Source organism: Massilia sp. NP310 (genome assembly GCF_019443485.1).
GTDB classification, from domain to species: domain Bacteria; phylum Pseudomonadota; class Gammaproteobacteria; order Burkholderiales; family Burkholderiaceae_D; genus Telluria; species Telluria timonae.
Window position 1 is genome coordinate 1933658 of record NZ_CP080379.1, and the last position, 25052, is coordinate 1958709.

The window sequence follows — 25052 nt, forward strand, 5'->3', positions numbered from 1 at the left end:
TCCTATGGTGTTGTTGTAATGGCCCGCACGGCGTCAGACAGCGAGCGGATGTTCATGGCGGCGCGCAGGGCGTCTTCATCGGCGGTGGAGTTCAAGCGCAGCTGGACGCGCTCGCCCGGCAGCACCGTCAGGGCGTTGTCCGGCAGCTCGGCGTCCAGCGCGCCGAAATCGATCCAGACCGCGCGTGCGAGCCGGGCGGCCTCGATCTCGACGACGTAGCCATCGCCGTCGCGGCGCAGTTCGGCGCGCAGACCGGCCTGATGCCAGGTGATCTCCTTCGCCGGCTTGAAGTACACGACGCCGCGTGATGGCGCTTCACCTTCAGCGTGCAACTCGAACACGGCGACGGTGGACGCCGGATCGGCGCCGCCGAGCAGGTCGGCGTCACGGTAGCCAGCCGCCTCGAACGCCGACAGCGGCGCGATCTCGACCGCCTTGCGCTCGTCGCGCAGCAGCTTGCCGTCCAATGTCATGACGCGTGTGCGCAGTTCGCCTTGCACGGCGTGCGTGCGGTCGTTGAGCAGGCTGACTTTCGTATTGCCGGCGGCGTCGCGCAGCGCCGCCAGCGCGACCGGCGCGAAGAAGCGCCGCGCATGGAACTGCAGCGCCTTGGGCCGGCCGAACCAGTCGATGCCCGACCATGACGCCCCCGGCCACACGTCGTTGAGTTGCCAGTACAGCGAACCCATCGTGTTCGGACGGCTGCGCCGGTGGTGCAGCGCGGCCAGTTCGATGCCCTCGGCCTGCATCGCCTGGCTCAGGTAGGCGAAGCCCGCAAAATCGGCCGGTTCGCCGAATTCCTCGCGCACGTATTTCAGCAGGCGCGCATTGCCCTTGCCGGCCATGAACTTCTGGTGCGCCTCGATCACCGGATGGTCGATGCGCTGCTGGTCACGGCGGGCAAAAGCGTCGATGGTGCGCTGGTCCGGCCAGGCCTGCAGGCCGTACTCGGACATGAAGCGCGGCGTGACGTCCAAGTAGGTCGACACCGGATGGGCCGGATTGCCCCACACTTCCCAGTAGTGCATGTCGCCGGCGGCCGGGGTGTTGGCGACTTCCTGCAGGTCGTTGCCGGGAGAGCTGGACCAGTAGCCGATGCCGCCGCCCTCTTGCTCCACCACCTTGCGCAGGTCGACGCCGAACAGCTGCACATAGCCCTTCCACACCCGGTCGGCGAACGCCGGGTCGGCCTTTTCCAGGGTCTTGCGGTGGCCCCAGTACTTCCACGCGATCTCTTCCTCGTTATTGCCGCACCAGAGGACGACGCTGGGGCGGTTGCGCAGGCGCCGCACCTGGTCGCGCGCCTCGTGCACCACGCTGGCGCGGAAGGCCTCGTCGTAGGCCGGCTGCATGCCGCCGCCGAACATGAAGTCCTGCCACACCATCAATCCCAGCTCGTCGGCCAGGTCGTAGTAATCCTCGCCCTCGTAATAACCGCCGCCCCAGCTGCGCAGCATGTTCATATTGGCGTTCCTGGCCGACTCCAGCACGCGGCGCAGCTGTTCGCGGCTCACGCGCGGCTGGAACATGTCGAAGGGGATGGAGTTGGCGCCCTTGGCGAACACCGGGATGCCGTTGACGACGAAGTGGAAGCTGCTGCCGCGCGCATCCGGGTCGCGCCGCAGCTCGACGCTGCGCAGGCCGGTGCGCGCGGCATGCGTGGCCAGGGTCTCCCTGCCGTCGCGGACCTCGAGCTCGTAGCGGTACAGCGGCTGCGCGCCATACCCGTTGGGGAACCAGCGCTGCGGATAATCGACCCGCACCGGCAGCGCGATCCGGTTGGCGCCGGCGGCCAGGTCGACGCGCCTGGAAGCGGCCAGTGTGCGCTTGCCGTCGGGGGCCGTCTGCCACAGGCGCAACTCGGCGCGTTTGGCGCGCACGACGTCGAGCGCGGCGATCGCGCTGACCTCGGCGCGCGCGGCATCCACGCGGTCCTGGCGCAGCTGCAGGTCGTCGATGCGCACCACATCCCAGCTTTGCAGCACCACCGGTTTCGTGATCCCGGCGCTGACGTAGCGCGGGCCCCAATCCCAGCCATAGTGGTAGCCGGGCTTGCGCACGAAGTTGCCGGTCATGGCGTCCTGCGGCTCGTCGCCGTACGGAGACGGATAGTTGCCGGCGATCTTGTGCGGCATCGCGGCCACCTGCGGCAGCATCTTCGCGATCGGCGAGCGCAGCACGACGCGCAGGATGTTGCCCTCCGCGCGCAGCCGGCCCTCGACCGGCACGCGCCAGGTGCGGAAGGCATTGTCGGCCTCGAACAACCTGACGCCGTTGAGCCAGACCTCGGCGAAGGTGTCGAGGCCCGCGAACACCAGGTCGCTGCGCGCGGCGCGCAGGGTGGCGCCCGGGACGTCGAAGCTGGTGCGGTATTCCCAGTCGGCCAGGCCGATCCACTGCAGGCCGCCTTCGGGCGCGCCGACATAGGGGTCCGGGATCACGCCGTGCGCCAGCAGGTCGGTATGCACGGTGCCCGGGACGGTCGCGGCGCGCGACGGCAGCGCTTCCACATGGGTGTTGCCCTGGGCATGGCCGGGCAGCAAACGGAAGGTCCATCCCTGGTCGATCACGAGCCGTGCGGCGGCGGCCGGCGCCGCCGCCATGCCTGCGGCCAGGGCCAGGATCAATCCCGACACAAAGCGCGCGCACCACCGTCCCGGCCAAGGCCCGGCGGCGCGGGCATGTTCGTGCATGTTCATGGCTTGTCCAGAATGAGAAAATCCTCCCCGGGCCGGGCGGCGCGGGGAGGATGGAACGGGGCTCAGAACTTGTAGTTCAGGCCCATGTACGCGACACGGCCGGCGTAGTTGTTGGAGTAGAAGCGCTGCTTGGTGTCGTTGCCCAGGTGCGAGCGCGACTCTTCCTCGGTCAGGTTCAGGACCGACGCCGTCAGGCTCAGTTCCGGCGTGAAGTTGTAGGAAGCGTTCAGGTCGACCTGGCTGTACGGTTCCTCGTACACGTTCAAGCCGTTCATCAGGCCGTTGACCACTTCGCCGCGGCGGTTGTACGAGGCGCGCAGCATCAGCTTGTCGTTCGAGTAGAACACCGTCAGGTTGGCCTGGTTCTTCGCGCTGCCGACCAGCGGCGAGGTGCCGATCTCGGTGCCGTCCGCCAGCGTGATCGCGGCCTGGTTGGTCTTGTTGTACGTGTAGTTGGCCTGGATGCCGAAACCGTTGTCGAAGGTGTGCTGGCCATACAGCTCGATCCCCTTCGACACCGCATCGCGTCCGCCGGCGCTGGTCGCGTAGTTCTGGACCGCGATCGCGTCGCCGCCGATGTTCAGGGTCACGTCGCGCACCACCGGCACCGCGAAGTTCTGCACATTCTTGCGGAACAGGCCCATGCCGAGCACCGAGCCACGGTGGAAGTACCACTCCAGGCCGACGTCGTACTGGGTCGCCTGGTACGGTTCCAGGTCCTTGTTGCTGCCCGAACCATACCAGCCCTGGCGGTCGCCGCCGCCGATCAGGCGGCGGTCCTCGACGTATTCCTGGCTGTAGTAGTTCAGTGCGCCCGGCGCGCCGATGTCGTTGTAGCTCGGACGCGCCACCACCTTGGAGGCCGCCGCGCGCAGCAGCAGGGTGTCGGTCAGGTCATACGCGATGTTCAGGCTCGGCAGCACGTCGGTGTACTTGCGGTCGAGCGAGCTGACCACATAGGTCGACACGTGGCCGGTGGCCGGATTGGTCTGGCTGTCCGGCACCACGGTAAAGCCGCTGGTGCAGCCTGAACCCGCGGGCGCGCCGGCCGCCGGCAGGCCGCCGGCCTGGCATGGCGCCGGCGTGCCGTCCGGGCCGTCGAAGAAGTAGTCGTTGTAGTAGTCGACCTTGTCGGTAGAATCGGCATGCTGCTTCGTGCGGACCACGCGCACGCCGAAGTTGCCGCGCAGGCGGTCGGTCTTGATGTTGGCCTGCAGGTACATCGAGGTGATCTTCTCGTCCACGTTGTAGATGAAGTTGTCCTCGTTACGGGTCTGCATGTCGCCGTAGGTCTGGTTCAGGTACGCGATGTAGGCCGGATAGTCAATTCCGGGGAAGGCGCTGGCCTTGAGACCGTTGGTCAGGTTGCCCAGCGATTCGTTGTACAGGAACTCGGGGCGGAACTTGTTGGCGTTGGCGTCGCAGCCGTTCTGGTAGCGGTTGTCGTAGTCGCCCGGGTCGGTGCCCTGGCACACCCAGTAGTTGTTGCCGGTGCTGCGGCTGGTGCCGCCGTCGCGGTACTTGGCGCCGAACTGGATCGAATCGAGCCAGCTGCTGTCGGCGTGCCAGGTCAGGTCGGTCTGGGCGTAATTCTGCTCGGTGCTGTTGCGGGTCCACGAGGACGAGGTCGAGCCGAGGTCGATCTCGCCGATGCCGTTGCGCAGGTTCTGCATCAGTTCCGGCGCGAAGGTCATGGTCGGCGTGCCCGACACATCCCACGAGGTCGCGGTGTTACCGAGGGTCCAGCTGCCGTCGGCGTTCTGCACGCGCGGCTTGATCGGCATCCCGAACTGCAGCTCGGGACCGCCCTTGGCCCAGGTGCGGCCGGCCTTGAAGCTGGCGTCGACCGCATCGCCCTTCCATTCGACTTCGAAGTCGGCGGTCTGCGACAGCGCCTTCTCGCGGCTGTAGCTGCCGGTGATCTGCGGGGTCGGGATGGTGCAGTCGTCCGGACCGAAGCCGCCGGTGTTGGTCAGGCCGCCCGCGCCGGCCTGGGCGCTGTTGCAGTAATAGGCCTTGCCGGGATGCGCGCTGTACTGGGCGCCGGTGACGACCGTGCCGCTCGGGTCGAAGGTGAGGCCGTCGAGCAGGCGTCCGCCCGGCCAGTTGCCGTCGCCGTCATAGCGCGCGATATTCCATTCCGGGACCTTCAGCTGGTTCAGCTGGGAGTTCTGCTGCAGGTCGAAGCGGAAGTAGTTGGCCGTCATGTTCAGGTTGCGCAGCGGCTTGAACTGCAGGGTGATCTGGCCGCCCTTGCGTTCGCGCTCGGTCTCGCGCACGTCCATGTTGACCGAGGTCGGCATCGCGAACTTGCTGTAGTACTTGCCCGACTGGTCGTAGAAGCCCGACTCGCCCCACCAGAACGAATTCAGGCCCGATGGATTGCCGTTGACGTCGACCGGCGGCTGCGCGTCGTAGTCGTCGGCATACCACTGCCAGTTCTCGGTGCTGGCGCCCATGGTGCGGGTGGTGCGCTTCTGCTTGGTGAAGCCGACCAGGACGCCGAAGCGGTTGCTCTCGTCGTGCCAGGCGTACTGGCCGGAATACTGCGGGTCGGTCTTCTTGGTGGTGTCGGCCCAGGTGCCTTCGACGTTGACGAAGCCGGAACCCGACTTGACGTCCAGCGGACGGCGGGTGCGCAGGATCACGGTGCCGCCGATGCCGCCCTCGTCGAAGCGCGCCTCGGACGTCTTGTACAGCTCCGCGCTGGCCAGCATATTCGACGGCATCAGCATGTAGTTGAACGAGCGGGTCGGATCGCCGTTCGATTCGGCGGTGGCGACGTAGTTGCCGTTCAGCTGGGTCAGGGTCAGGTCGGACGACAGGCCGCGCACGCTGACGTTCTTGCCCTCGCCGCCGCTGCGGGTGACGACCACGCCCGGCACGCGCTGCAGCGCGTCGGCCACGTTCTTGTCCGGGAACTTGCCGACGTCTTCGGCGGTGACCACCTCGACGATCGAGTTGGCGTCGCGTTTCTGGTCGAGGCTTTTCTCGATCGCGTAGCGGAAGCCGGTCACCTTGACCGTTGCCGCCGGGCTGGCGGCGTTTTGCTGGGCCGGCGTCGGCAGCGCCGAGCCTGCCGGCGACTGCGCCGCGGGCTGGACCGGCTGGTCGGCCGATGGCGCCGGCGCGGCCTCGCTCTGCGCATAGGCGTTGGAAAGGGACAGCAGCGCAATCCCGACCGCCGTGGCGATGGGCGTGACGCGGCAGCGCAGCTGCCGGGAAGCGGCTTGGGTTCTTGAAGTCATCGTGTGTCTCCTGGTCGTGCCCTGTGGCGGGCTTTCTTTTAGGCGGAACCTTGCGGGCTCCATCGAGCGGCGTGCCGTGCTCTCCCCGGGGTTCGGAACGCGGGAATGATAGCGTTCACAGGGATTTACTAAACGACAGTGATGCCGCGTGCATAGCAGAGGTCTTCGTGTAACAACAAGCGAATTTATACAAAGGAAAGAACTTGCACTCAACAGTCTTTCGCCGAAAGGGCGAAGTTTAGCGAAGTTTAGTAAACGCCGATAAACCGTGCGCAGCCCCGTTTCCTGGCGCCGGGTGCGATATGATCGCGGCAACTTAACCAGAGACAAGAGTGTTGCCGCTGTGTTTTTCCCCTATGTGTATCTAGCCTATCTGTACCTCGTACTGCGCCTGATCGTTCCCCTCCCCCTGCACCGCTTCACCCGGATCGGCCTGGGCCTGGCCCTGCTGCTGGTCTGCCAGCACCACATGATCCAGAAATGGGTGTTCGGCACGATGTTCTCGCCCGAGATCCCGCGCATCTTCATCATCCTGCTGGGCTGGTTGTATTGCAGCTTCCTGCTGGTGCTCCTGCTGCAGCTGCTGGCCGACCTGGCCCTGCTGGCCGCCTGGGCGCTGCGCCGCGGACGCGCCATCGATGCGCGCCTGACGCTGCGTTTGCGCTATGCCGTCGTCGCCGCCGGCACGCTGCTGTCGGCCGTCGGCGTGGGCCAGGCGATCCAGGCGCCCGAGGTGCGCCGGGTCGAGCTGGCGATCCGCGACCTGCCCCCGGCCCTGGATGGGTTCCGGATGGTGCAGCTGACCGACCTGCACATCAGCCGCCTGATGCACGGCGACTGGGTGCGCGAGGTGGTCGAGCGCAGCAATGCGCTGCGCCCCGACCTGGTCGTCATCACCGGCGACCTGATCGACGGTTCGCCGCAGGCGCGCGCGGGCGACGTGCGGCCGCTGGCCGACCTGGCGGCCCGGCACGGCGTGATCGCCAGCCTCGGTAACCACGAATATTATTTCGGCGCCGAGCGCTGGACGCGCACCTTCGAAGGGCTGGGGATGCGCGTGCTGGTCAACCGCCACGCCACGATCGACCATGAGGGCGGCCGCCTGACGATCGCCGGCATCACCGACCGGGTGGCGCCGCGCTTCGGCATGGAGGGACCAAGCACGCGCCGCGCGCTCGAAGGCGCGGCGCCGGACGCGCCGGTCGTGCTGCTCAGCCACCAGCCGATCGGCGTCGCCGCCAATGCCGAGTCGGGGATCGACGTCCAGCTGTCGGGCCACACCCATGGGGGCATGATCCGGGGCGTCGACCAGGTCGTGAAACGCGCGAATGGCGGCTACGTCTCGGGCAGCTACCGCATTGGCGGCATGCAGCTGTACGTCAGCAACGGCACCGGCCTGTGGAACGGCTTCCCGATCCGGCTCGGGGTGCCGGCCGAAATCACGGAATTCATCCTCAGGCCGGCGCGCTGACCCTCAGCGCGCCTTCTTCTCGAGCTTCGGCACCGGCGGCAGCGACGCCCGGTGCTTCTCGATGTCGCTCAGCAGCAGTCGCGCCTGGGTGCCCCAGCCGCCGATGAAGACGTCGGCCTTGCCGTCGCCATCGAGGTCGCCCTTGCCCATGCTCCAGCTGCGGCCGACGGTCACGCCCGGCAGCACCGCCAGGGTCACGTCCTTGAAATGGCCCTTGCCGTCGTTCTGCCAGGCGCGCGGCTGCAGCGGCACGAAGCCCGGCACCTGGATCGCGCCCACCAGCAGGTCCGGCGCGCCGTCGCCGTTGAAATCGACCACCGTGCCGGCCCAGCTCGAGAAGGTGTGGGCCGGCAGGCGCTTTGCAGTCTCGTCGCGGTAGCGTCCCTTGCCGTCGTTGACCAGCAAGCGGGTTTGCGGATCCTTGTCCCAGCCGGCGTTGTTGCTGGTGATGTTGAAGAACACGATGTCGAGCTTGCCGTCGCCGTTCGCGTCCAGCACCTGCACTTCGCGCGTTTCCATCGGCGCCTTCAGCTCGAGCCGGTGCGACTCGTCCTTGAACCGGCCCTTGCCGTCGTTGATCAGGAGCCGGTTCGGCTGGCTGGGACTGGCCAGCAGCAGGTCGAGGTCACCGTCGCCATCCATGTCGGCCAGCGCCGCGCCCTCGGTCTGGTCGTTCCCCTGCGGCAGGTGGGTGGCGGAGGCATCGACGAAGTATCCGGGCCGCTTGGGATCACCGAGGAACAGCAGGTTCTTCGCCGCCACCTCCTTGCCGCCGCCCGCCTCGCCGGTGCTGCCGATGAAGATGTCGGGCAGGCCGTCGCCATCGACGTCGCCGAGCGCCAGAGCATTGCCCTGGCTGTGGGCCGGCAGGCGCGCGCTGGCGTCGACGAAGCCGCCCTTGCCGTCGCCCAGGTAGAGCTGGTGAACTTCGTCGGCCTCGGCCACGAACACCACGTCCATATGGCCGTCGCGGTCGACATCGGCGGCGCGCACGTGTTCGCTGTCGTGCATGCGGGCGCCGAATGCGTCCGGGACGTAGGTCAGCTTGCCGCCGCCGTCGTTACGGTACAGGCGGTTGACGCCATGTTCCACCGAGACGACGATGTCGAGGTCGCCGTCGTGGTCGACGTCGATGAGCACGGAGTCGGTCGCGTGCAGGGCCGGCGCGACCGGGACCTTGGGCAGGGTCGCGTCGATCCAGGCGGAACCCGGCGCCTCGGGGATCAACGCAAAGGCGTCATAGGCGGGGTCGCGGACGGATTGGGCGGCGCTGCCGCCCACCGTCCCGAGGGCCAGCGCGACGGCCGTGGCGAGCCGGATCGAACAGGCGCTGCGCGGCTTGGCGCAAGGGTCAAACGTCATCGATGTGTTCTCCATGAGCTGCAAATGAGCGGCGATTGAGCAACAATTGAGCAGCAATTAAGCAGCAACTGAGCAGCAATTGAGCGGCGATTGAGCGCCAAGCGCGCAGCATAGCAGACCTGGCAATCCAGCCGGACGCCGGCCGAGAGCCTCAGAAGAACGGCCAGGCGAGACGCCCCTTGAGGTGCAGCACGATGCGCAGCGCCGGGTAGCCGAGCGCGACGCCGAAAGCCAGCAGGCAGCAAGGCTGGCCCATGAAGGCCAGCCAGAACCCGGCGACCATGCTGGCAGCCACCAGCACCATCAGCCACAGCTCGATGCTGAGCAGGAATCCGGACGCCGCGCGCCACGCTTGCCGCAGTTCGGCCGCGACTTCCCTGACGGACTTCATGTCATGCACCATGGCAGTGTCACCTCCTCGATGGGACCGGCGCGGCGCCCCGGCCGCTACCCGATGGTAGTCCCGCCATCATCAGAGAACATTGCCTCACGCCAATAAACGCCAGGGAGTTCCAATCTTGCGCCGCTGTTCAGTCAAGATTGTTATCATATTTTCATCATAATCCCGGTCCTGCCCGCGACGTGGCAGGCCTTCGAGCCATCAACGAAACCGACATGACCCATTGCCCGCAACGCGTTGTCACTGGAATCCCGGAACTCGATGCAGTGCTGCACGGCGGCCTGCTGCGCAACCGCATCCACCTGATCGAAGGCCGGCCGGGCACCGGCAAGACCACGCTCGGCCTGCGCTACCTGATCGAGGGCGTGGCCAGCGACGACGCCGGCCTGTATCTGAGCCTGTCCGAAGCGGAGGACGAACTGCGCGCCACCGCGGCCAACCACGGCTGGAACCTGGACGGGGTCGAGATCGTCGACATGATCCCGCTGCCGCCGCAGCCGGCGCCGCAGAGCATCCTGCTGCCGACCGACAGCGAGCTGGCCGAGCTGGTCAACCGCATCGCCGACCGCGTCGAGCAGGCGCGTCCCGCGCGCGTGGTGATCGATTCGATGGTCGAGAGCCGGCTGCTGGCGCGCGATAGCGCCCACTACCGGCGCCAGATCATCGCCCTGCGCGAGCGCCTCAGCCGCATCGGCGCGACCGTGCTGCTGCTCGACGACATCACTTCGGATGGCCGCGAATACGAGCTGCAAAGCGCCGTGCATGGCGTGATCTCGCTGGAATACGTGGAGCGCAGCTTCGGCGCCGCCCGCCGTCGCCTGCACGTCGTCAAGATGCGGGGCGGCAGCTTCCAGAGCGGCTGGCACGACTACAAGATTCTTCCCGGCGAGATCCTGGTCTTCCCGAGCCTGATCGCGCAGGAACATCACCGGCCGCCGCAGCGCAACGACATCGTGAGCGGCATCGCGACCCTCGACGAACTGGCCGGAGGGCCGCTGGTCGCCGGCAGCTCGACGATGGTGCTGGGGCCCTCCGGCGTGGGCAAGACCACGCTGGCGCTCCAGTATGCGCTGTCGGCGGTCAGGTCGGGCCTGCGGGTCGCCTACTTCAATTTCGATGAATCCGAATCGACGCTGCGTTCGCGCCTGGTCGCGGACATGGGCGAAGGGCCGGTCCGGGACCTCGACACCGGCGACGCCGGCGCCGGCGATGCCGCGGATCCGGACGACAACCGCCGCTTCTTCCTGCGCCGCGTCAATCCATCGCGCATCTCGCCCGGCGAATTCATCTGGAGCGTGCGGCGCCTGGTCGAAGACCACGACGTCAGGCTGGTGATCATCGACAGCATCAACTCTTACCTGGACGTGATCCGGCAAGAGAAGTCGCTGCTGCCGCAGATGAACGAGCTGTTCTCTTACCTGAGCAATATGAGCGTGTCGTCGATCGTCGTCGGCGCCCATTCGCAGCGGCTGGACACCTCGAAGGAGCCGGACGCTGTCAGCATCATCACCGACAACATCATCTCGCTGCGCTACTACGAGCGCGACCACGTGGTGTGCAAGGCGCTGTGCGTGCTCAAGAAGCGCCAGGGACCGCACGTGCACGAGATCCGCGAGCTCGAGCTGACCGACGACGGCATCCGCATCGGTGATCGGGTGCAGAGCAAGGACGACGACATCGGGGTGGCGGCCCTTGGCGCCTGAGGCGACACAAGCGGTCGTGGTGTTCGCCCCGCTGGCGGGCGACGCCGCCGCCCTGCGCGCGATCGTCGAGCACGAGGGCGTGGCGGCCAGGACCTGCGCCGACGCTCTTGAATTCTACGCCGCGCTGGGCGACGGCGCGCTCGCCGTCGTCATCACCGAAGAAGGCCTGGCGCGCTGCGCGCTGCAGGACCTGGCGGACCGGCTGCGCCGCCAGCCGGCGTGGTCCGACCTGCCGATCCTGGTGCTGGCCGACGCCGACAGCCGCGAGGTCGACGACGGCCGCTTCCGGCGCCTCGGCGAACTCGGCAACGTGACCTTGCTCATCCGTCCCACCGCGCGCCTGGCGCTGGCGATGGCGCTGCGTTCGGCGCTGCGCACGCGGCGCCTGCAGTTCGCCGTGCGCGACCAGCTGGCGCAGCTGGCCGGCCATGCCGGCGAACTCGAGGCGACGGTGGCGCGGCGCACCGCTTCGCTCGAGCGCGAGGTGCTCGAGCGGCGCCGGGTCGAACAGGCGCTGGCCGAGGCGCGCCGGCTGGAATCGCTCGGCAAGCTCACGGGCGGCATCGCCCATGACTTCAACAACATCCTGCAGGTGGTGGCCGGCAGCGAAACCCTGCTGCGCATGCTGCTGGCGAACAGCCTCGACGCGCGCGTGACGCGCGCGCTGGACGGCATCCGGCGCGCCGCCGGCCACGGCTCGTCGCTGACCCAGCAGCTGCTGGCCTATGCCCGCCGCCAGCCGCTGGCCAGCGTCGCGGTCGACCTGCGCGCGCAGCTGCGCGCCACCTCGGACATGATCCTGCGCACGCTGGGCCCTGGCATCGAGCTGCGCAGCGACGTCGCGCCCGGCCTGTGGCGCGTGGTGGTCGATCCGGCCCAACTCGACGCGGCAGTGCTGAACGTCGCCGGCAATGCGCGCGACGCCATGCCGGACGGCGGCGTGCTGACGCTGGCGGCGCGCAACTGGACCCTGCCCGACCCCGCGCTGCCGGAAGGCGGCCACCTGGCCGGCGACTTCGTCGGCCTGCTCGTCAGCGACGACGGCCACGGCATGAGCGAGGAGACGGCGCGCCAGGCCTTCGAGCCCTTCTTCACCACCAAGCCGATGGGCAAGGGCACCGGACTCGGACTGTCGCAGGTCTACGGCTTCGCCATCCAGAGCCAGGGCCTGGCCTTCATCCGGCGCGATCCGGCCGGCACCACGATCGGCATCCTGCTGCCGCGCAGCGAGGAGCAGGCCGCGCCCCCCGGCATCGATCCATCCGCCCTGCGCGCCGACGGCCTGAGCGGCCTGCGCGTGCTGTACGTCGAGGATGACCCCGACGTGGCCGACGCGACCGGCGCGCTGCTGCAATCGCTGGGCGTCGAAGTGCGCCTGGTCACGGGCGCCGCTGCCGCGATCGCTTGCGACCTGGCAGAGGTCGACCTGGTGTTCTCGGACGTGATGATGCCGGGAGAGATGGACGGCATCGAGCTGGCGCGCTGGCTGGCCGAGCGCCATCCGGCGCTGCCGGTGGTGCTCACCAGCGGCTACATGCTGTCGCCCGAACGGCTGCAGGACCTGAAGGTGCAGTTCGTGCGCAAGCCTTCTTCGCTCGGCGCCATCAACGACGCCTTCGTCACCGCGCTGCGCAAGCGCACTATCGGCGACGGCGACCGCCGCGGGGAGCGCCAGCGGCCGACCCGCTGACGCGCCTAGAAATCGAACTGCGCCGACACCAGCGCGGTGCGCGCCGCGGCCGCGGTGGCGAAGGTGCCGTTGGCCAGCCAGTACGCCTTGTCGGCGACGTTCTCGACGCTGGCGCGCAGAATGACCGGCTTGCCCATCACGCTGGTGCGGTAGCGCGCGCCGATATCGAGCCGGGTCCACGACGGCAGGTGCAGCGTGTTGGCGGCATTGAACGGGATGTCCGAGGTATGGATGGCGCGCGCGTTGAAGCTCAGGCCTGGCACCGCGTCCAGATCCCAGTCGAGGCCGGCACTCAGGGCGCGCTTCGGCACGCCGTTGGCGTCGTTGCCCTCGTTCACGCCGCCCGCGGTTTTCTGCAGTTCGGCGTCATAGAAGGTCGCGCTGGCCATCAGGCGCAGGTTGCGCACGACCTCGCCCATGACCGACAGTTCCAGGCCGCGGTTACGCTGGTTGCCGTCCATGCTGTAGATCGTGGTGACCGGATCGGTGACGGCGTTCGGACGATCGATCTGGAACACGGAGATGCCGCTCAGGAGCTTGCCCTGCTCGAGCTTCACGCCGGCCTCGTACTGCTTCGATTTATAGGGAGCGAACACCTCGCCCGCGTTCGCCGAGGTGGCGGGCGCCATCGCGCCGCGCGTCAGTCCGGAGGTGAAGTTGGTGTACAGCGACACGTTGGCCATGGGCTTGACCACGATGCCCAGCAGCGGGGAGGTCGCGCTCTCGTCGTACGAGGTGGTGGAGACGCCGGCGGGCGTGAAGTTCTTGGCGACCACCTTCTGCTTGCGCGCGCCGCCGGTCACGAGCAGGCGGTTGTCGAAGAACGACAGGGTGTCGGTGAGCGAGACGCTGGACAGCTCGGTGCCCGAGGTCTTGGTGGGCGACTGGCGTTCGCCGCTCATGACCGGCAGCGCAACCGGATGATAGATGTTCGAATTCACCGCCGTGGCGGCCGGCGCCGACAAGTAGAAGCTGCCGGTTTCCTGCTCCAGGCGCGAGGCCGAGACGGTGAACAGGTGCTTCACGCCCAGCCCTTCGACGGTGGCGCGGGCGCCCACCTCGGCGGTCTTGTTGCGGGTGGCGGCATCGTACCAGGCGTTGCTGATGCGCAGATTGCCCGCCATGTCGATCGCATCCTGGCCGCGCGCGGATGGAAAGTCCTGCTCGCTGGCGCCGTAGTGGTAGCCGGCGGCGGCGTACAGCATCAGGTTCGGGGCGAGGTCGTATTCGATCCGCGACGAGACGGTCGAATCGCGCATCGTGAGTTCGACGCCCGGATACATCGCGCGCCGGCCCGACGGCGCGGCCGGAATGCGCGTCACGTTGGGCCGGAAGCTGGACTGGCCGCGAAAGCCGTCGGTGTCCTCGCGCTGGGCATAGGCGTCGACCACCCAGCGCAGCGTCGAGGAACGGTAGTCGAGCGCCAGCGCGGCCAGGCCGAATTCGGTCTGGCTGGCGTCGAGCGTGTTGTCGCCCTTGCGGTAGACGCCATTGAAGCGCACGCCCCATTCGCCGGCGTCGCCGAAGCGGCGGCCGACGTCCACGTGGGCGCCGAAGATCGACTTGCTCTCGAAAGTGCCGGTGACGCGGGTGAGCGGCTCGTCGCCCGCGCGCTTGGTGACGATATTGATGTTGCCGCCGATGCTGCCGCCAGGGCTGATGCCATACATGAGCGTGCCCGGGCCTTTCAGCACTTCGACGCGTTCCATCATCGCGGCCGGCATGCGGTTGCCGGAACTGAGCCCGTACAGGCCGTTCACGCCGACGTCGCCGCTGCCCACATTGAAACCGCGGATCTGGAAGTCATCGCTGAAACCCGAGGTCGAGGTCTGCACGCGCACCGAGGCTTCGTTGACGACCGCGTCGGCCAGCGTGCGCGCCTGCTGGTCTTCCAGCAGCTGCGAGGTGTAGTTGGTGGTGCTGAACGGCGAGTCCATGATGTCGCCCGCGCCCAGCACGCCGAGGCCGCCGCGACGCGCCACCCCGCCGTTCATGTAGGGCGCCTCGTCGAGCGTGCGGGCGCCGGTCACCAGCACCTGCTCGATCTGCGGCGCCCCGCTTTCCTGGGCGTGCGCGGCGCCGGCCAGCAGGGCGACGGGCGCGGCGACGAACACGGTGCTCCATGCGCGGCCGACCAGCAGCGACAGGGGTGATTGGCGGGTGGTACGGATGGAGGGCGAGCGGCGAAGCTTGGTCATGAGCGGGTCCAGTCAGTGATGTCAATGCAAATGAGAATTATACTCATTTGCATTAATGGTTACAACGACTGGATGCACCGCGGGTTGCGGCGAGGACGACCCCGACCGACAGCGTCAGAAGTAATAGCCGGCCTGAAGATTGATCCGGCGCGTGAACCCCTGATGTTCGGACGAGGTCGCGGCCAGGCCGCCGAGATCGGGCGAGATGTAAGGGTGGTGCTTGCCGATCATCAGGTCGGCATAGAACGACCACTTCCCTGCCGCGAAGCTCATTCCGGTCACGTTCTGCACCGAGTCGCGGTAGGTGCCGCTGCGCTTTTTCAGCACGCTGTAGTCGTTGTAGACCTTGAACTGGCTGAACGGGCCGATCCTGCCGGGGATGTCGTAGCTGACGTTGGCGATATGGATGTCGCCCGCGGAGGCGACGGGGAACGGATATCCGAAGCCGCCGACCAGGACGAAGCTGTTCGGGTCCAGTCCGCCATACGTCTGTTCGGGGCCGTGCGCGGTGCGGTAGCGGTAGCGCATCGATTGCAGCATCACGTTGACGCGGCCATAGTTGCCGCGATAGTGGACCGCCCCAGCGTACCGGCGGGTGTCGGTTCCGCGGCCGTTGTCGATCTCGCCGGTCAGGCCGGAAAAGCCGAACTCGTGGCGGCCCTCCGGCCCCAGGTTCCATACCACGCGTCCGACCAGGGTGTTGCGCTCGCTGTCGGTCTGGCCGGTGCCGTAGCCCTGCTCGTCGTCATCCTTGACGATATTGTAGGAATACCGGTTCGAGGCGCCAGCCGTATTGCTGCCGCCGCCGTAGGAACCGCCATCGCGCGGGAAGAAGGCCAGCTGCCACTCGACCGGACCGGGACGGCTGATGTATTTCACGCCGAGGTCGTACTTGTCTTCGAAGCCGGCGTAGAAGGCGATCGACTCGTAGAAGTTGTTCGAGGCGAACGGCAGGAGGCCGAAGGGATTGCTGTCCAGGCCGACGTGCAGTTCGCTCTTGTCGTCGAAGCGCACGCCGCCCCAGGCATGGCGCAGGAAATGCTGCCAGTAGTCGCCCTGCCCCTTGGGGTAGTTATTGTAGCGGTACTGGGCCGAGCCGATCATCCGGCCGTCATCGTAGTTGACGTCCAGGCGCGCCGTGTCGAGGCCGACAAAACCGCTGCGGCGCTCGTCGTCCCAGCTCTTGTGGCCATAATTGAAGCGGATCGCGCCGCCGATCGTCAGCGGCGACTTCGTCGTTTCCTGCGCGCTCGCGATTTCCGTGGCGCCCTCCTGGGCATGCGCATGGCCGGACGCGAGGACCGCGATGCCGGCCAGGGCGGCGCACAGGCCGGTCGCCGTCTTCGTTTTCATGCGCGCGGCAAATGCCGCCATTGGCGAATCGAGGTCTTGCGGGGTAATGGTGTAGTGCAAATTCACGTAGGTTTCCTGAGTGATGATCGGCGCCCAACGGCCGGCGTCGGGCCGGCGGTTGCGCAATGGACGAGGAATCCCGGGCCTACGGCCTATTGACGGCGCAGCAGAGCTTGATATCGGCGACATGTGACGCGCGACGTAAGTTCCCGAGGTCGAAGCGGCCTGCGATTGCCCCGATGAGCGCCACGGCCAGGCCGATGACGTCATCGTTCAGAGAATACAGGACCAGGGTCGCCTTTCACGGCGACGACGCCGCACAGGGCGCCCTGCCCGGCGCATGGGGTCGTTCCGGACAAGACAGCGATCTCGAACGCTGCTCAACGCGCCCCATGCCTGCACGCGCGCCCGGCGCCGCATCGATTGGGGGAAACATTGATGAATGCCTGGCCATGACTGGCGGCAGAAAAGCGTATTGTAACCCAGCAATGAAGATTCGTACAAATGTACGTACAAATATTACAACAATCCGCACTGGCAGCCGCGCGCGCGGGGCCTCGCCGTTCCGGCGCCCGGGAATCGGAGCGTCGCTTGCACGACCCGACCGGGGATGATACAAGGAGGTGTCTTTTCGACTGCCGCACGCGCACGCGCGCCTTCGACGCCGCGCCCGATCTTGCCCTCGATATCGCCAGGCTTTCCGCAGTCGCGTTCCCAACGCCCCGGACTGCTGCGCCATGCCTCCTCCGACAACCAGACCCGCCCTGGCACCACGTTCGACGCTGGGAGACCGGTTCGACTTTCTCCAGCGCGTGGCCCAGGTCGGCCTGTGGGAGATGCGCGTGCGGGACCGGCGCCTGTATGTCTCGGATGAAATGCGCACCCTGTTCGGCATCTGCGCCGACGCGCCCGATCCCGACTTCGCGACACTGTTCACGCGCGTGCATCCCGACGACCAGCACAGCGTCGAGGCCCAGATCGCGCACGCCCTGCAGTACGGCACGCCGCTCGACATGGAACACCGCGTGGTATGGCCGGACGGCGCGGTGCGCCATGTGCATGCGCGCGGCGACCTGATGCACGGAAGAGACGGCGAACCGGCCTACTACGGCTCGGTGCAGGACGTGACCGAACGGCACACGGCCGAGCAGGCCAACGTGCGCCTGGCGCGGCGCCTGTGCGCCACGCTCGAGAGCATCACCGATATCTTCTACACGGTCGACCGCGAATGGCGCTTCACCTACCTCAACAGCGAAGCCGAGCAACTGTTCGGGCGGCCGCGCGCCGGGTTGCTGGGCAGGGTATTGTGGGATGAGTTTCCCGAACTGGGCGCGCCGCCGGCGCGGGAAGAACTGCGGCGCGCCATGCGCGAGCGCTGCACGGTCGCCTTCGACGACTTCCACGCCGCACTCCAGCTGCATTGCGAAGTGCGCGCCTATCCGTCCGAGACCGGGCTGGCAGTCTATATGCGCGACATCACGCTGCAGAAGCTGACCGAGGATGCGCTGCGCCAGAGCGAGGAACGGCTGCGCATCGTCGCCCGCGTCACCAGCGACGCGATCTGGGATCTCGACGTGCGCACCGACACCCTGTGGTTCGGCGCCAGCCTGCATGAGCTGTTCGGCTACGCGCCGGATGAATTCCAGGCTTCGCTCTCCCTGTGGATGGACCGCATCCATCCTGACGACCGCCAGCGCGTGATCGCGCGCTTCGACCATGCGCTCCATGGCGGCAGCGACGTCCACTGGAGCGACGATTACCGCTTCATCCGCAAGGACGGCAGCGTGGCCCACGTGCACGACCGGGCGCAGATCCTGCGCGACAGCGACGGCACGGCCTTGCGCGTGGTGGGCGCCGTGATCGACGTATCCGAACGGCATGCGGCCGACCTCCACATCCGCTACCTTGCCTTCCACGATACGCTCACTCGACTGCCCAACCGCGCGTTCCTGACCGAGCGCCTGGAGGCTGCCCTGGCCGCCGCGCGCAGCGACACAGGGGGCGATGCGCGGCGCAAGGCGCTGCTGTTGATCGACCTCGACAATTTCAAGACGCTCAACGAGACGCTCGGCCACGCCGTCGGCGACCGCTTGCTGCAGCAGATGGCGATACGGCTGGTCGCCGGCCTTCCCAGCGACGTCGTCGCCGCCCGCTTCGGCGGCGACGAGTTCGGCGTGCTGCTGGAAAATCTGCCCGCCGACAAGGAGCAGGCGTGCGCCCAGGCGAAGCATGAAGGCGAACGCATCAACTACCTGCTGAACCAGCCAGTCCAGCTGGACGGCTATTGGCTGCAGCTCGGCGCCAGCATCGGCATCACCGTTTTTTCTGACGACGCCGTCGATGCCGGCGACCTGCTCAGGCGCACCGACCTGGCGATGTACCGTGCCAAGGCGGCCGGACGCGGCACCGTCCGCTTCTTCGATCCTTCCCTGCAAGCCGCCGCCGCGGCGCGCCTGACGCTCGAAAACGACCTGCGCGCGGGATTGCGCGACCATGCGTTCTTCCTGCACTACCAGCCGCAGGTCGAGCGCGACGGCCGCATCGTTGGCGTCGAAGCCCTGGTGCGCTGGCGTCACCCCAAGCGGGGCACGGTCTCGCCGGTGGAATTCATCCCGCTCGCCGAAGAGACCGGGCTGGCCCTTCCACTCGGCCATTGGGTGCTCGAACGCGCCTGCCGCCAATTGTCCGACTGGGCCGGGCAGGCGGAAACGGCGCACCTGGAAATCTCCGTCAACGTCAGCGCGCGCCAGCTGCACCATCCGGCCTTCGTGGCCCAGGTGCTCGGCTGCCTCGGCCCGAGCGGCGCCGATCCGCGCAAGCTCAAGCTCGAGATCACCGAAGGCTCGCTGCTGGACGACATCGAAGACGCGATCGGCAAGATCAATGCCCTCAAGGCCCACGGCCTGACCTTTGCGATCGACGATTTCGGCACCGGCTATTCGTCGCTGGCCTACCTCAAGCGGCTGCCGCTCGACATGCTCAAGATCGACCGTTCCTTCGTGCTCGACCTGACCACGAATCCGAACGACGCGGTGATCGCGCGCACCATCATCGCCCTGGGGGCCAGCCTTGGCCTGAAGGTGCTGGCCGAAGGCGTGGAAACCGAGGACCAGCGCGACTTCCTGTTCGCGAACGGCTGTCAGGCCTACCAGGGTTACCTGTGCGCGCGACCGCTGGAAGCGCAGGCGCTGGCGGGAATGCTGCGCAAGCGCTGATCCGCGCACCAGCGCGCACTCGCGGCCGCCCCCGGACCGCCCGCTTTCGAATCGAAAGCCAAATACCGATTTAACACCGATACAACAAGCAATTCGAAAAAGATCGAAAGATGCTTTGTCATGCCCGGGATTTCGCTATAGACTAAATAACGTTATACGGATCGCGATGTACTGTGTACTTTCGATCCCTCCGGAAGCGAAAACCGTATAGCAAAGCGAAAACCATACGAAACCAAACGAAAGAACCAATCAACCCACGATAACTCGTCCGCCCGCCGGCCGAGACAGGTAGTGACCGCAACCGGACAGCCTTCCCGTGTGCCCAGCATCGCCCGTGCTGCTCCAACAAACCTATAAAAAAGGAAGCGTTTAATGAGTTCTCATCTGCAATGCCGTTCTCACGCCGACAGCCATGCCCGCTTTGCGCTGAATCCGCTCACTTCTGCCTGCCTGCTCGCCCTGGCCACCCTCGCGGCGCCTGCCCGCGCCCAGTCGGATGCCGCCCCGCTCGAGGCCGACAAGGTCGAGCAGGTCGTCGTGACCGGCACCCGCGCCAGCCTGCAACAGTCGCTGGCGCTCAAGCGCAACTCGGCTGTCGTGCAGGACAGCATCAGCGCGACCGAGCTCGGACGCTTCCCCGACAACAACGTGGCCGACTCGCTCAGCCACATCACCGGCGTCTCGATCTCGCGCACCGCCGGCGGCGAAGGCCAGAAGGTCAGCATCCGCGGCCTCGGCCCCGACTACACGATCACCACCTTCAACGGCCGCCTGCTGGGCACCGACAGCGCGGGCCGCTACTTCGCCTACGACGTTCTGCCGGCCGACGTCATCAGCGGCGCCGACGTCGTCAAGTCGACCCAGGCGCAGCTGATCGAAGGCGCCATCGGCGGCCTCGTCAACCTGCGCTCGGCCAGCCCGTTCGACCAGAAGGGCCAGCGCGGCCTGCTGCGCCTGGAAGGCGACCACAACGATATGAGCAGCCTGAACGGCAAGAAGCTGTCGGGCACCTACAGCAACACCTTCGACAACAAGGTCGGCGTGCTGCTCGGCCTCGTGTATGCCAAGCGCGACGTGCGCACCGACACGGCCGGCAACGACGGCGGCTGGACGCGCAACGCCATCCCGAGCGACCCGAGCCAGTTCTGGGAGGGAGGCAACGCCTGGGGCGGCGCCATCGACCCCAACGGCAACGGCATGCTCGACCCCGACGAAGAGGGCCTGATCGGGCCGGGCCAGTTCCGCTTCGGCTCCATCATGGAGAAGAAAGAACGCCTGGCGCTGTCGGGCAAGGTGGAGTGGCGGCCCACCAATGACGTGAAAGTCATCTTCGACGGCTTCAAGACCCGGCTCGACTCGCCGCAGGTCGGCTACCAGCTGTCGTACTACCCTTTGTTCGCGCCGGGCCGCTGGTCCGACATGAAGGTCTCCAACGGCGTGGTGACCGACCTGACCCTGGACAGCACCGACCCCGAGCTGCGCCTCAACCCGGAGGTCCTGAACAAGACCGAATACCGGGTGGTCGACACCGCGATGGTCGGCACCAGGGCGGAATGGAAGGTGTCGCCGGCCTTGAAGGTGGCCGGCGACGTCTACCTGTCGACGTCGAAGCGCGACTCCGGCGGCAACGACAGCTATGTCGTGCTGCGCATGAACCAGCCCAATACCACGCGCATCCGGCTCACCGGCGCCGCCGTGCCCGACGTGACGACCACGCTGGCCGATGGCCGCGACCTGCAGACCGGCCTGGCCCAGGGCCTGTTCAGCGCCAGCGATTTCAACACCCACTTCTACAGCCGCACGGGCGACAATATCGACGACCGCATCGGCGGCGCGACGCTGGACGCCGACTGGAAGGTGGCCCGCTTTAACATCGACAACCTGAAGTTCGGCCTGAGCCAGACCAACCGCAAGAAGTCGCGCGACATGATCAACAACGCCTTCAATGCGGGCCAGGATCACTACTCCGGCGAGAACGCGGTCAACGTGGGGTCCCTCGGCGGCAACGTCATCAACCAGACCTTGAGCCCGGGCGGCTTCCTGTCTGGCGTGAGCGGCAACTTCCCGCGCAGCTTCCTCGGTTTCGACGTCAACAGCTACGCGCAGGCGCTGGCCGGCCTCGACGGCCAGCCCCGTCCGGGCGGCGGCGTCTACAGCTCGACCCTGTCGGCGCCCGCCTTCAACCCGCTGGAAAGCTACCGCGTGGAAGAAAAGACCTCGACCGCCTTCGTGCAGGCGGACATGTCCGGCGAACGCTGGTTCGCGGACGTCGGCGTGCGCCTCGTGCGCACCAGGACCGGCGCCCAGGCCTGGGACGCGAAGATCAACGACATCATCCAGAACGGCGCGTTCAACTTCACCGCCGTCTACGCCGATCCGTCGGTCGTGCGCCAGGACGCCAGCTACACCTTCGCCCTGCCGTCGGGTAACTTCACCTATTCGCTCACCGACAATCTGCAGCTGCGCCTCGGCGCCGCCAAGACGATGGCGCGTCCTTCGGTCGACAAGCTGGCGCCGTCCAGCACCACCGCCAGCATCTCGTGGGGCGACTTCACGCAGATCTACGGCGGCAATGCCGACCTGAAGCCGTACACCGCGCGCCAGGCCGACGTGTCGCTGGAATGGTATTACGCCAAAAGCTCCGCGCTGACCTTCGCCGTCTACCAGAAGAACATCAAGAACCAGATCACCAACCTCTGGCTGACGGGCCAGGACATCGGCGCGCCCGGCGGGCGCCTGTTCAACGTGCAGCGCCCCATCAACGGCGACAGCGCCAAGGCGCGCGGCATGGAGATCGGCCTGCAGCACCTGTTCGACAACGGCTTCGGCGTGCGTGCGCAATACACGCGCAACCTGTCGAAGAGCTGGGTAGGCGGCGAAGAGCGCCTGCTCGAAGGCATCGCACCGGCCACCGCCTCGTTCGGCATCCTGTACGAGCGCGGCCCGTGGAGCATGAGCACCACGGCCGACTACACCGATTCCTTCGTCACCGCCACCAATGTGATCGGTTCCGGCTTCAACGAGATGGCCAACTCGATGACGTGGGTGACGGCCCAGATCGCCTACGAGGTGAACAAGTCGCTGCGCATCAGCATCGAAGGCAACAATCTCACCGACGCGGAGCAGGCGCCCAAGCTGACCAACGGCATCGTCAGCCTGCCCAACGGCTACTACCGCTACGGCCGCTCCATCACCCTGGGCGCGAGCCTGAAATTCTGATGCGGCACGGGGCAGGATGTGCCCTGCCCCGCCTTCGACACGAGCAGGAGATGTGCATGCAACAACGCTGGACCAGAGCAGGCCAACCCATGGCATGGAAAATCGTTTGCGGTAGCCTGGCTGCCGCGCTCACCTTGTTGTTCACGCCGGCGCATGCCAGCTCCCCCGGCGATCCATTGGCCCCGGCGGGCCGCTGGGAAGGCGCCACCAGCGGCAGCGCCAGCACGCCGCCGATGGGCTGGAACAGCTGGAACGCGTTCCGCACTGAAGTCGATGAAGCCAAGGTGCTCGGCGCCGCGCAGACGCTGGTCGACAGCGGCCTCGCCAGGCTCGGCTACCAGCACGTCAACATCGACGACGGCTGGTGGCTGAAGCGCCGCACCGGCGATGGCCGGCTGCAGATTCGCACCAATATCTTTCCCTCGGCAGCCACCGGTGGACCTGCCGGCACCAGCTTCAAGCCATTCACCGACAAGCTGCATGCGATGGGACTGAAGGCCGGCATCTACACCGACATCGGCCGCAACGCCTGTTCGCAAGCCTATGACCTGCATTCGCCCAACCTGCCGCAGGGCACGACCGCCGAGCGCGAGGTGGGACTGGAAGGCCACGTCACCCAGGACATCAACCTGTACTTCAAGGAATGGGGCTTCGACTACATCAAGATCGACGCCTGCGGGCTGGCCGACTTCTTGCCGGATTCTGACCTGGTAAAGAAACAGGACTACCGCGCGGCGCCGCCCCTGATCGAACGCGGCTCGATCAACCGCACCGACGTCAAGGCCGTGCGCGCCCGCTACGAAGACGTCGCAGCGGCGCTCAAGGAGGCGCGGCCGAACAACGACTATGTGCTGTCGATCTGCGCCTGGGGCATGGCGAACGTGCGCACCTGGGGCAAGGATGTCGGCAACCTGTGGCGCACCAGCGCCGACATCACGCCCAGCTGGACCAGCATGCTGCACAACTTCGACAGCGCGGCCAAGCGCGCGCTGTACGCCGGCCCCGGCCACTGGAACGATCCCGACATCCTGCACATCGGCCATGGCGCATTCGATGTCGCCAACCCGGTCGAAGTGCGCTCACATTTCTCGTTGTGGGCGATGATCAATGCGCCGCTCCTGATCAGCTATGACCTGCGCAATGGACCGGCATCCTTCCTCGAGGTGCTGGGCAACGCGGACGTGGTCGCCCTGAACCAGGACAAGGCGGGACACCAGGGCGTGGTCGCCTATGACTCGGACGATGCGCAGATCATCGTCAAGACGCTGGGCACTGGTGAGCGCAAGGCGGTGGCGCTGTTCAACCGCGGCGCCGCGCCGGCGCCGGTGACCCTGCTGGCAAGTCACCTGAAACTCTCGGGCAGCGCACCGGTCCTGCTGCGCGACCTGTGGTCGAAGGAGAGCACGACCTTCACCGGCGAGAAGGCCTTCACGCTCGCGCCGCACGAGACGCTCGTGTTCGAGGCGACCGGCAAGCGGCAACTGGAAAACGGCGTCTATCTGTCGGAAATCCCCGGCTCGATCAACGTCGCCGTCGACGGCGCCCGTCAACCGCAACTCGATCCGACCGTCCACCGCATGATCGACCCATGGTCGAATACCCGCTCCGGCGGTTCGCGTCCCCAGTACGCGGGCTGGGGCGGCGCGCAGGCGGATACGACGCCGTATGGCCAGAGCCTGCAGGTGGCTGGACAGGTGTTCGAGTCGGGGCTCGGCGTGCTGTCGAATTCGCGGCTCCAGGTGAAGAACGATGGCGGCCATGCGCAGTTGACGGCCTCGGTCGGCGTGGACGATTCGACCGAAAACACGCGTCAGCCCGTGCGCTTCTACGTGTATGGCGATGGAAAACTGCTGGCCGAAAGCGCGCCGGTGGCGTTTGGCGCCAGGGCGCCGCTGCTACAGGCGGACGTTCGGGGCGTCAGGCTCATCGAACTCGTGGTGCGTGGATCGCAGGCAGCCGATGCGCCGCCCGTGGTGGCGACCTGGGGGGATGCCCGGTTGACGCATGCTGCCGGATCCCCGGCTACTGTCCAACGCAGATGATCCTGGTGTCGTATTCGTGGGCATTGCCTTTCTTCCTGGCGGCCCAGTCGATGACTTCCTGAGCGTCGGCCACCGTCATGACGGTGGCCTTTTCTTTGTTCCTGATAAAGGACACGCCTTCGAACTTGCCCTCTTTGCTGCGCATCACCTTGGCGAACACGGGTGGCTTTCCTTCCTCGGTGCGCTTTTTTTGCTGGACGAGGTAACGCTGGTCGATGGTTTCCATGTGATGTTTTATACGTGGTGGATCAAGACCGCATTTTACGGCGTGTGGTTGGCGAGCGGCTGAAAGACCGGCGCCGTTAACGTCGATACTCCAGCGGTCACATCATGACGGACCATCGTTGCAACGTGTTCCGATGGCCCTGCCCACCCCTCGCCCGTCCGCGACGGACCAGCACATTTACACATTTTTGATAATGAGATATCATTCTCATTAAGGAGACACATCG

The 25052-nt window shown here is 66.8% G+C and carries 13 protein-coding genes; 6 read left to right on the plus strand and 7 right to left on the minus strand.

All coding sequences use genetic code 11. From position 1 onward, the window contains the following. Positions 1 to 2 precede the first annotated feature (2 nt). Positions 3 to 2699 (minus strand): glycoside hydrolase family 2 protein, encoded by a 2697-nt coding sequence (locus KY496_RS08365; protein WP_219864467.1) that lies wholly within the window; start codon positions 2697 to 2699, stop codon positions 3 to 5. Positions 2700 to 2761: 62 nt separating this feature from the next. Beyond that, positions 2762 to 5947, minus strand: coding sequence for a TonB-dependent receptor (locus KY496_RS08370; RefSeq protein WP_219864468.1), 3186 nt, complete (start codon positions 5945 to 5947; stop codon positions 2762 to 2764). 343 nt (positions 5948 to 6290) lie between these two features. Here KY496_RS08370 and KY496_RS08375 point away from each other — a divergent pair, with 343 nt between their 5' ends. Then, on the plus strand, positions 6291 to 7418 hold the full coding sequence (locus KY496_RS08375) for a metallophosphoesterase (RefSeq protein WP_219864469.1): 1128 nt from the start codon (positions 6291 to 6293) through the stop codon (positions 7416 to 7418). Positions 7419 to 7421: 3 nt separating this feature from the next. Here the strand turns inward: KY496_RS08375 and KY496_RS08380 are convergent, their stop codons facing one another. Together KY496_RS08380 and KY496_RS08385 are read right to left on the minus strand one after the other, a co-directional pair. Then, a complete protein-coding gene (locus tag KY496_RS08380) occupies positions 7422 to 8780 on the minus strand; it encodes a VCBS repeat-containing protein (protein WP_219864470.1) in 1359 nt (452 codons plus the stop codon). A 151-nt stretch (positions 8781 to 8931) separates the two neighbouring features. Continuing rightward, on the minus strand, positions 8932 to 9171 hold the full coding sequence (locus KY496_RS08385; protein ID WP_229520475.1) for a hypothetical protein: 240 nt from the start codon (positions 9169 to 9171) through the stop codon (positions 8932 to 8934). A 224-nt stretch (positions 9172 to 9395) separates the two neighbouring features. Here KY496_RS08385 and KY496_RS08390 point away from each other — a divergent pair, with 224 nt between their 5' ends. Both KY496_RS08390 and KY496_RS08395 read left to right on the plus strand, forming a co-directional pair. After that, complete coding sequence (locus tag KY496_RS08390) at positions 9396 to 10883, plus strand: ATPase domain-containing protein (protein ID WP_219864472.1); 1488 nt, start codon at positions 9396 to 9398, stop codon at positions 10881 to 10883. A gap of 16 nt (positions 10884 to 10899) precedes the next feature. Further along, complete coding sequence (locus KY496_RS08395) at positions 10900 to 12573, plus strand: response regulator (protein ID WP_219864473.1); 1674 nt, start codon at positions 10900 to 10902, stop codon at positions 12571 to 12573. 5 nt (positions 12574 to 12578) lie between these two features. Here the strand turns inward: KY496_RS08395 and KY496_RS08400 are convergent, their stop codons facing one another. Further along, complete coding sequence (locus KY496_RS08400) at positions 12579 to 14771, minus strand: TonB-dependent siderophore receptor (RefSeq protein WP_219864474.1); 2193 nt, start codon at positions 14769 to 14771, stop codon at positions 12579 to 12581. Between the two features lie 114 nt (positions 14772 to 14885). Continuing rightward, positions 14886 to 16190 carry a hypothetical protein gene (locus KY496_RS08405; protein ID WP_219864475.1) on the minus strand — a complete coding sequence of 435 codons (1305 nt, stop codon included), beginning with the start codon at positions 16188 to 16190 and terminating at the stop codon, positions 14886 to 14888. Between the two features lie 671 nt (positions 16191 to 16861). On the opposite strand from KY496_RS08405, the gene KY496_RS08410 reads away from it, so the two are divergent. From KY496_RS08410 to KY496_RS08420, 3 genes are all read left to right on the plus strand, one after another. Continuing rightward, on the plus strand, positions 16862 to 19339 hold the full coding sequence (locus tag KY496_RS08410) for an EAL domain-containing protein (RefSeq protein WP_219864476.1): 2478 nt from the start codon (positions 16862 to 16864) through the stop codon (positions 19337 to 19339). Between the two features lie 372 nt (positions 19340 to 19711). Then, the gene (locus KY496_RS08415; RefSeq protein WP_219864477.1) at positions 19712 to 22558 is read left to right on the plus strand and encodes a TonB-dependent receptor; all 2847 of its coding nucleotides are present in this window, start codon (positions 19712 to 19714) and stop codon (positions 22556 to 22558) included. 89 nt (positions 22559 to 22647) lie between these two features. After that, positions 22648 to 24600, plus strand: coding sequence for an NPCBM/NEW2 domain-containing protein (locus tag KY496_RS08420; protein WP_229520476.1), 1953 nt, complete (start codon positions 22648 to 22650; stop codon positions 24598 to 24600). On the opposite strand, the gene KY496_RS08425 is transcribed toward KY496_RS08420, so the two are convergent. Beyond that, positions 24581 to 24826 (minus strand): hypothetical protein, encoded by a 246-nt coding sequence (locus KY496_RS08425; protein WP_005667085.1) that lies wholly within the window; start codon positions 24824 to 24826, stop codon positions 24581 to 24583. The genes KY496_RS08420 and KY496_RS08425 overlap by 20 nt on opposite strands. Between the last annotated feature and the right edge of the window lie 226 nt (positions 24827 to 25052).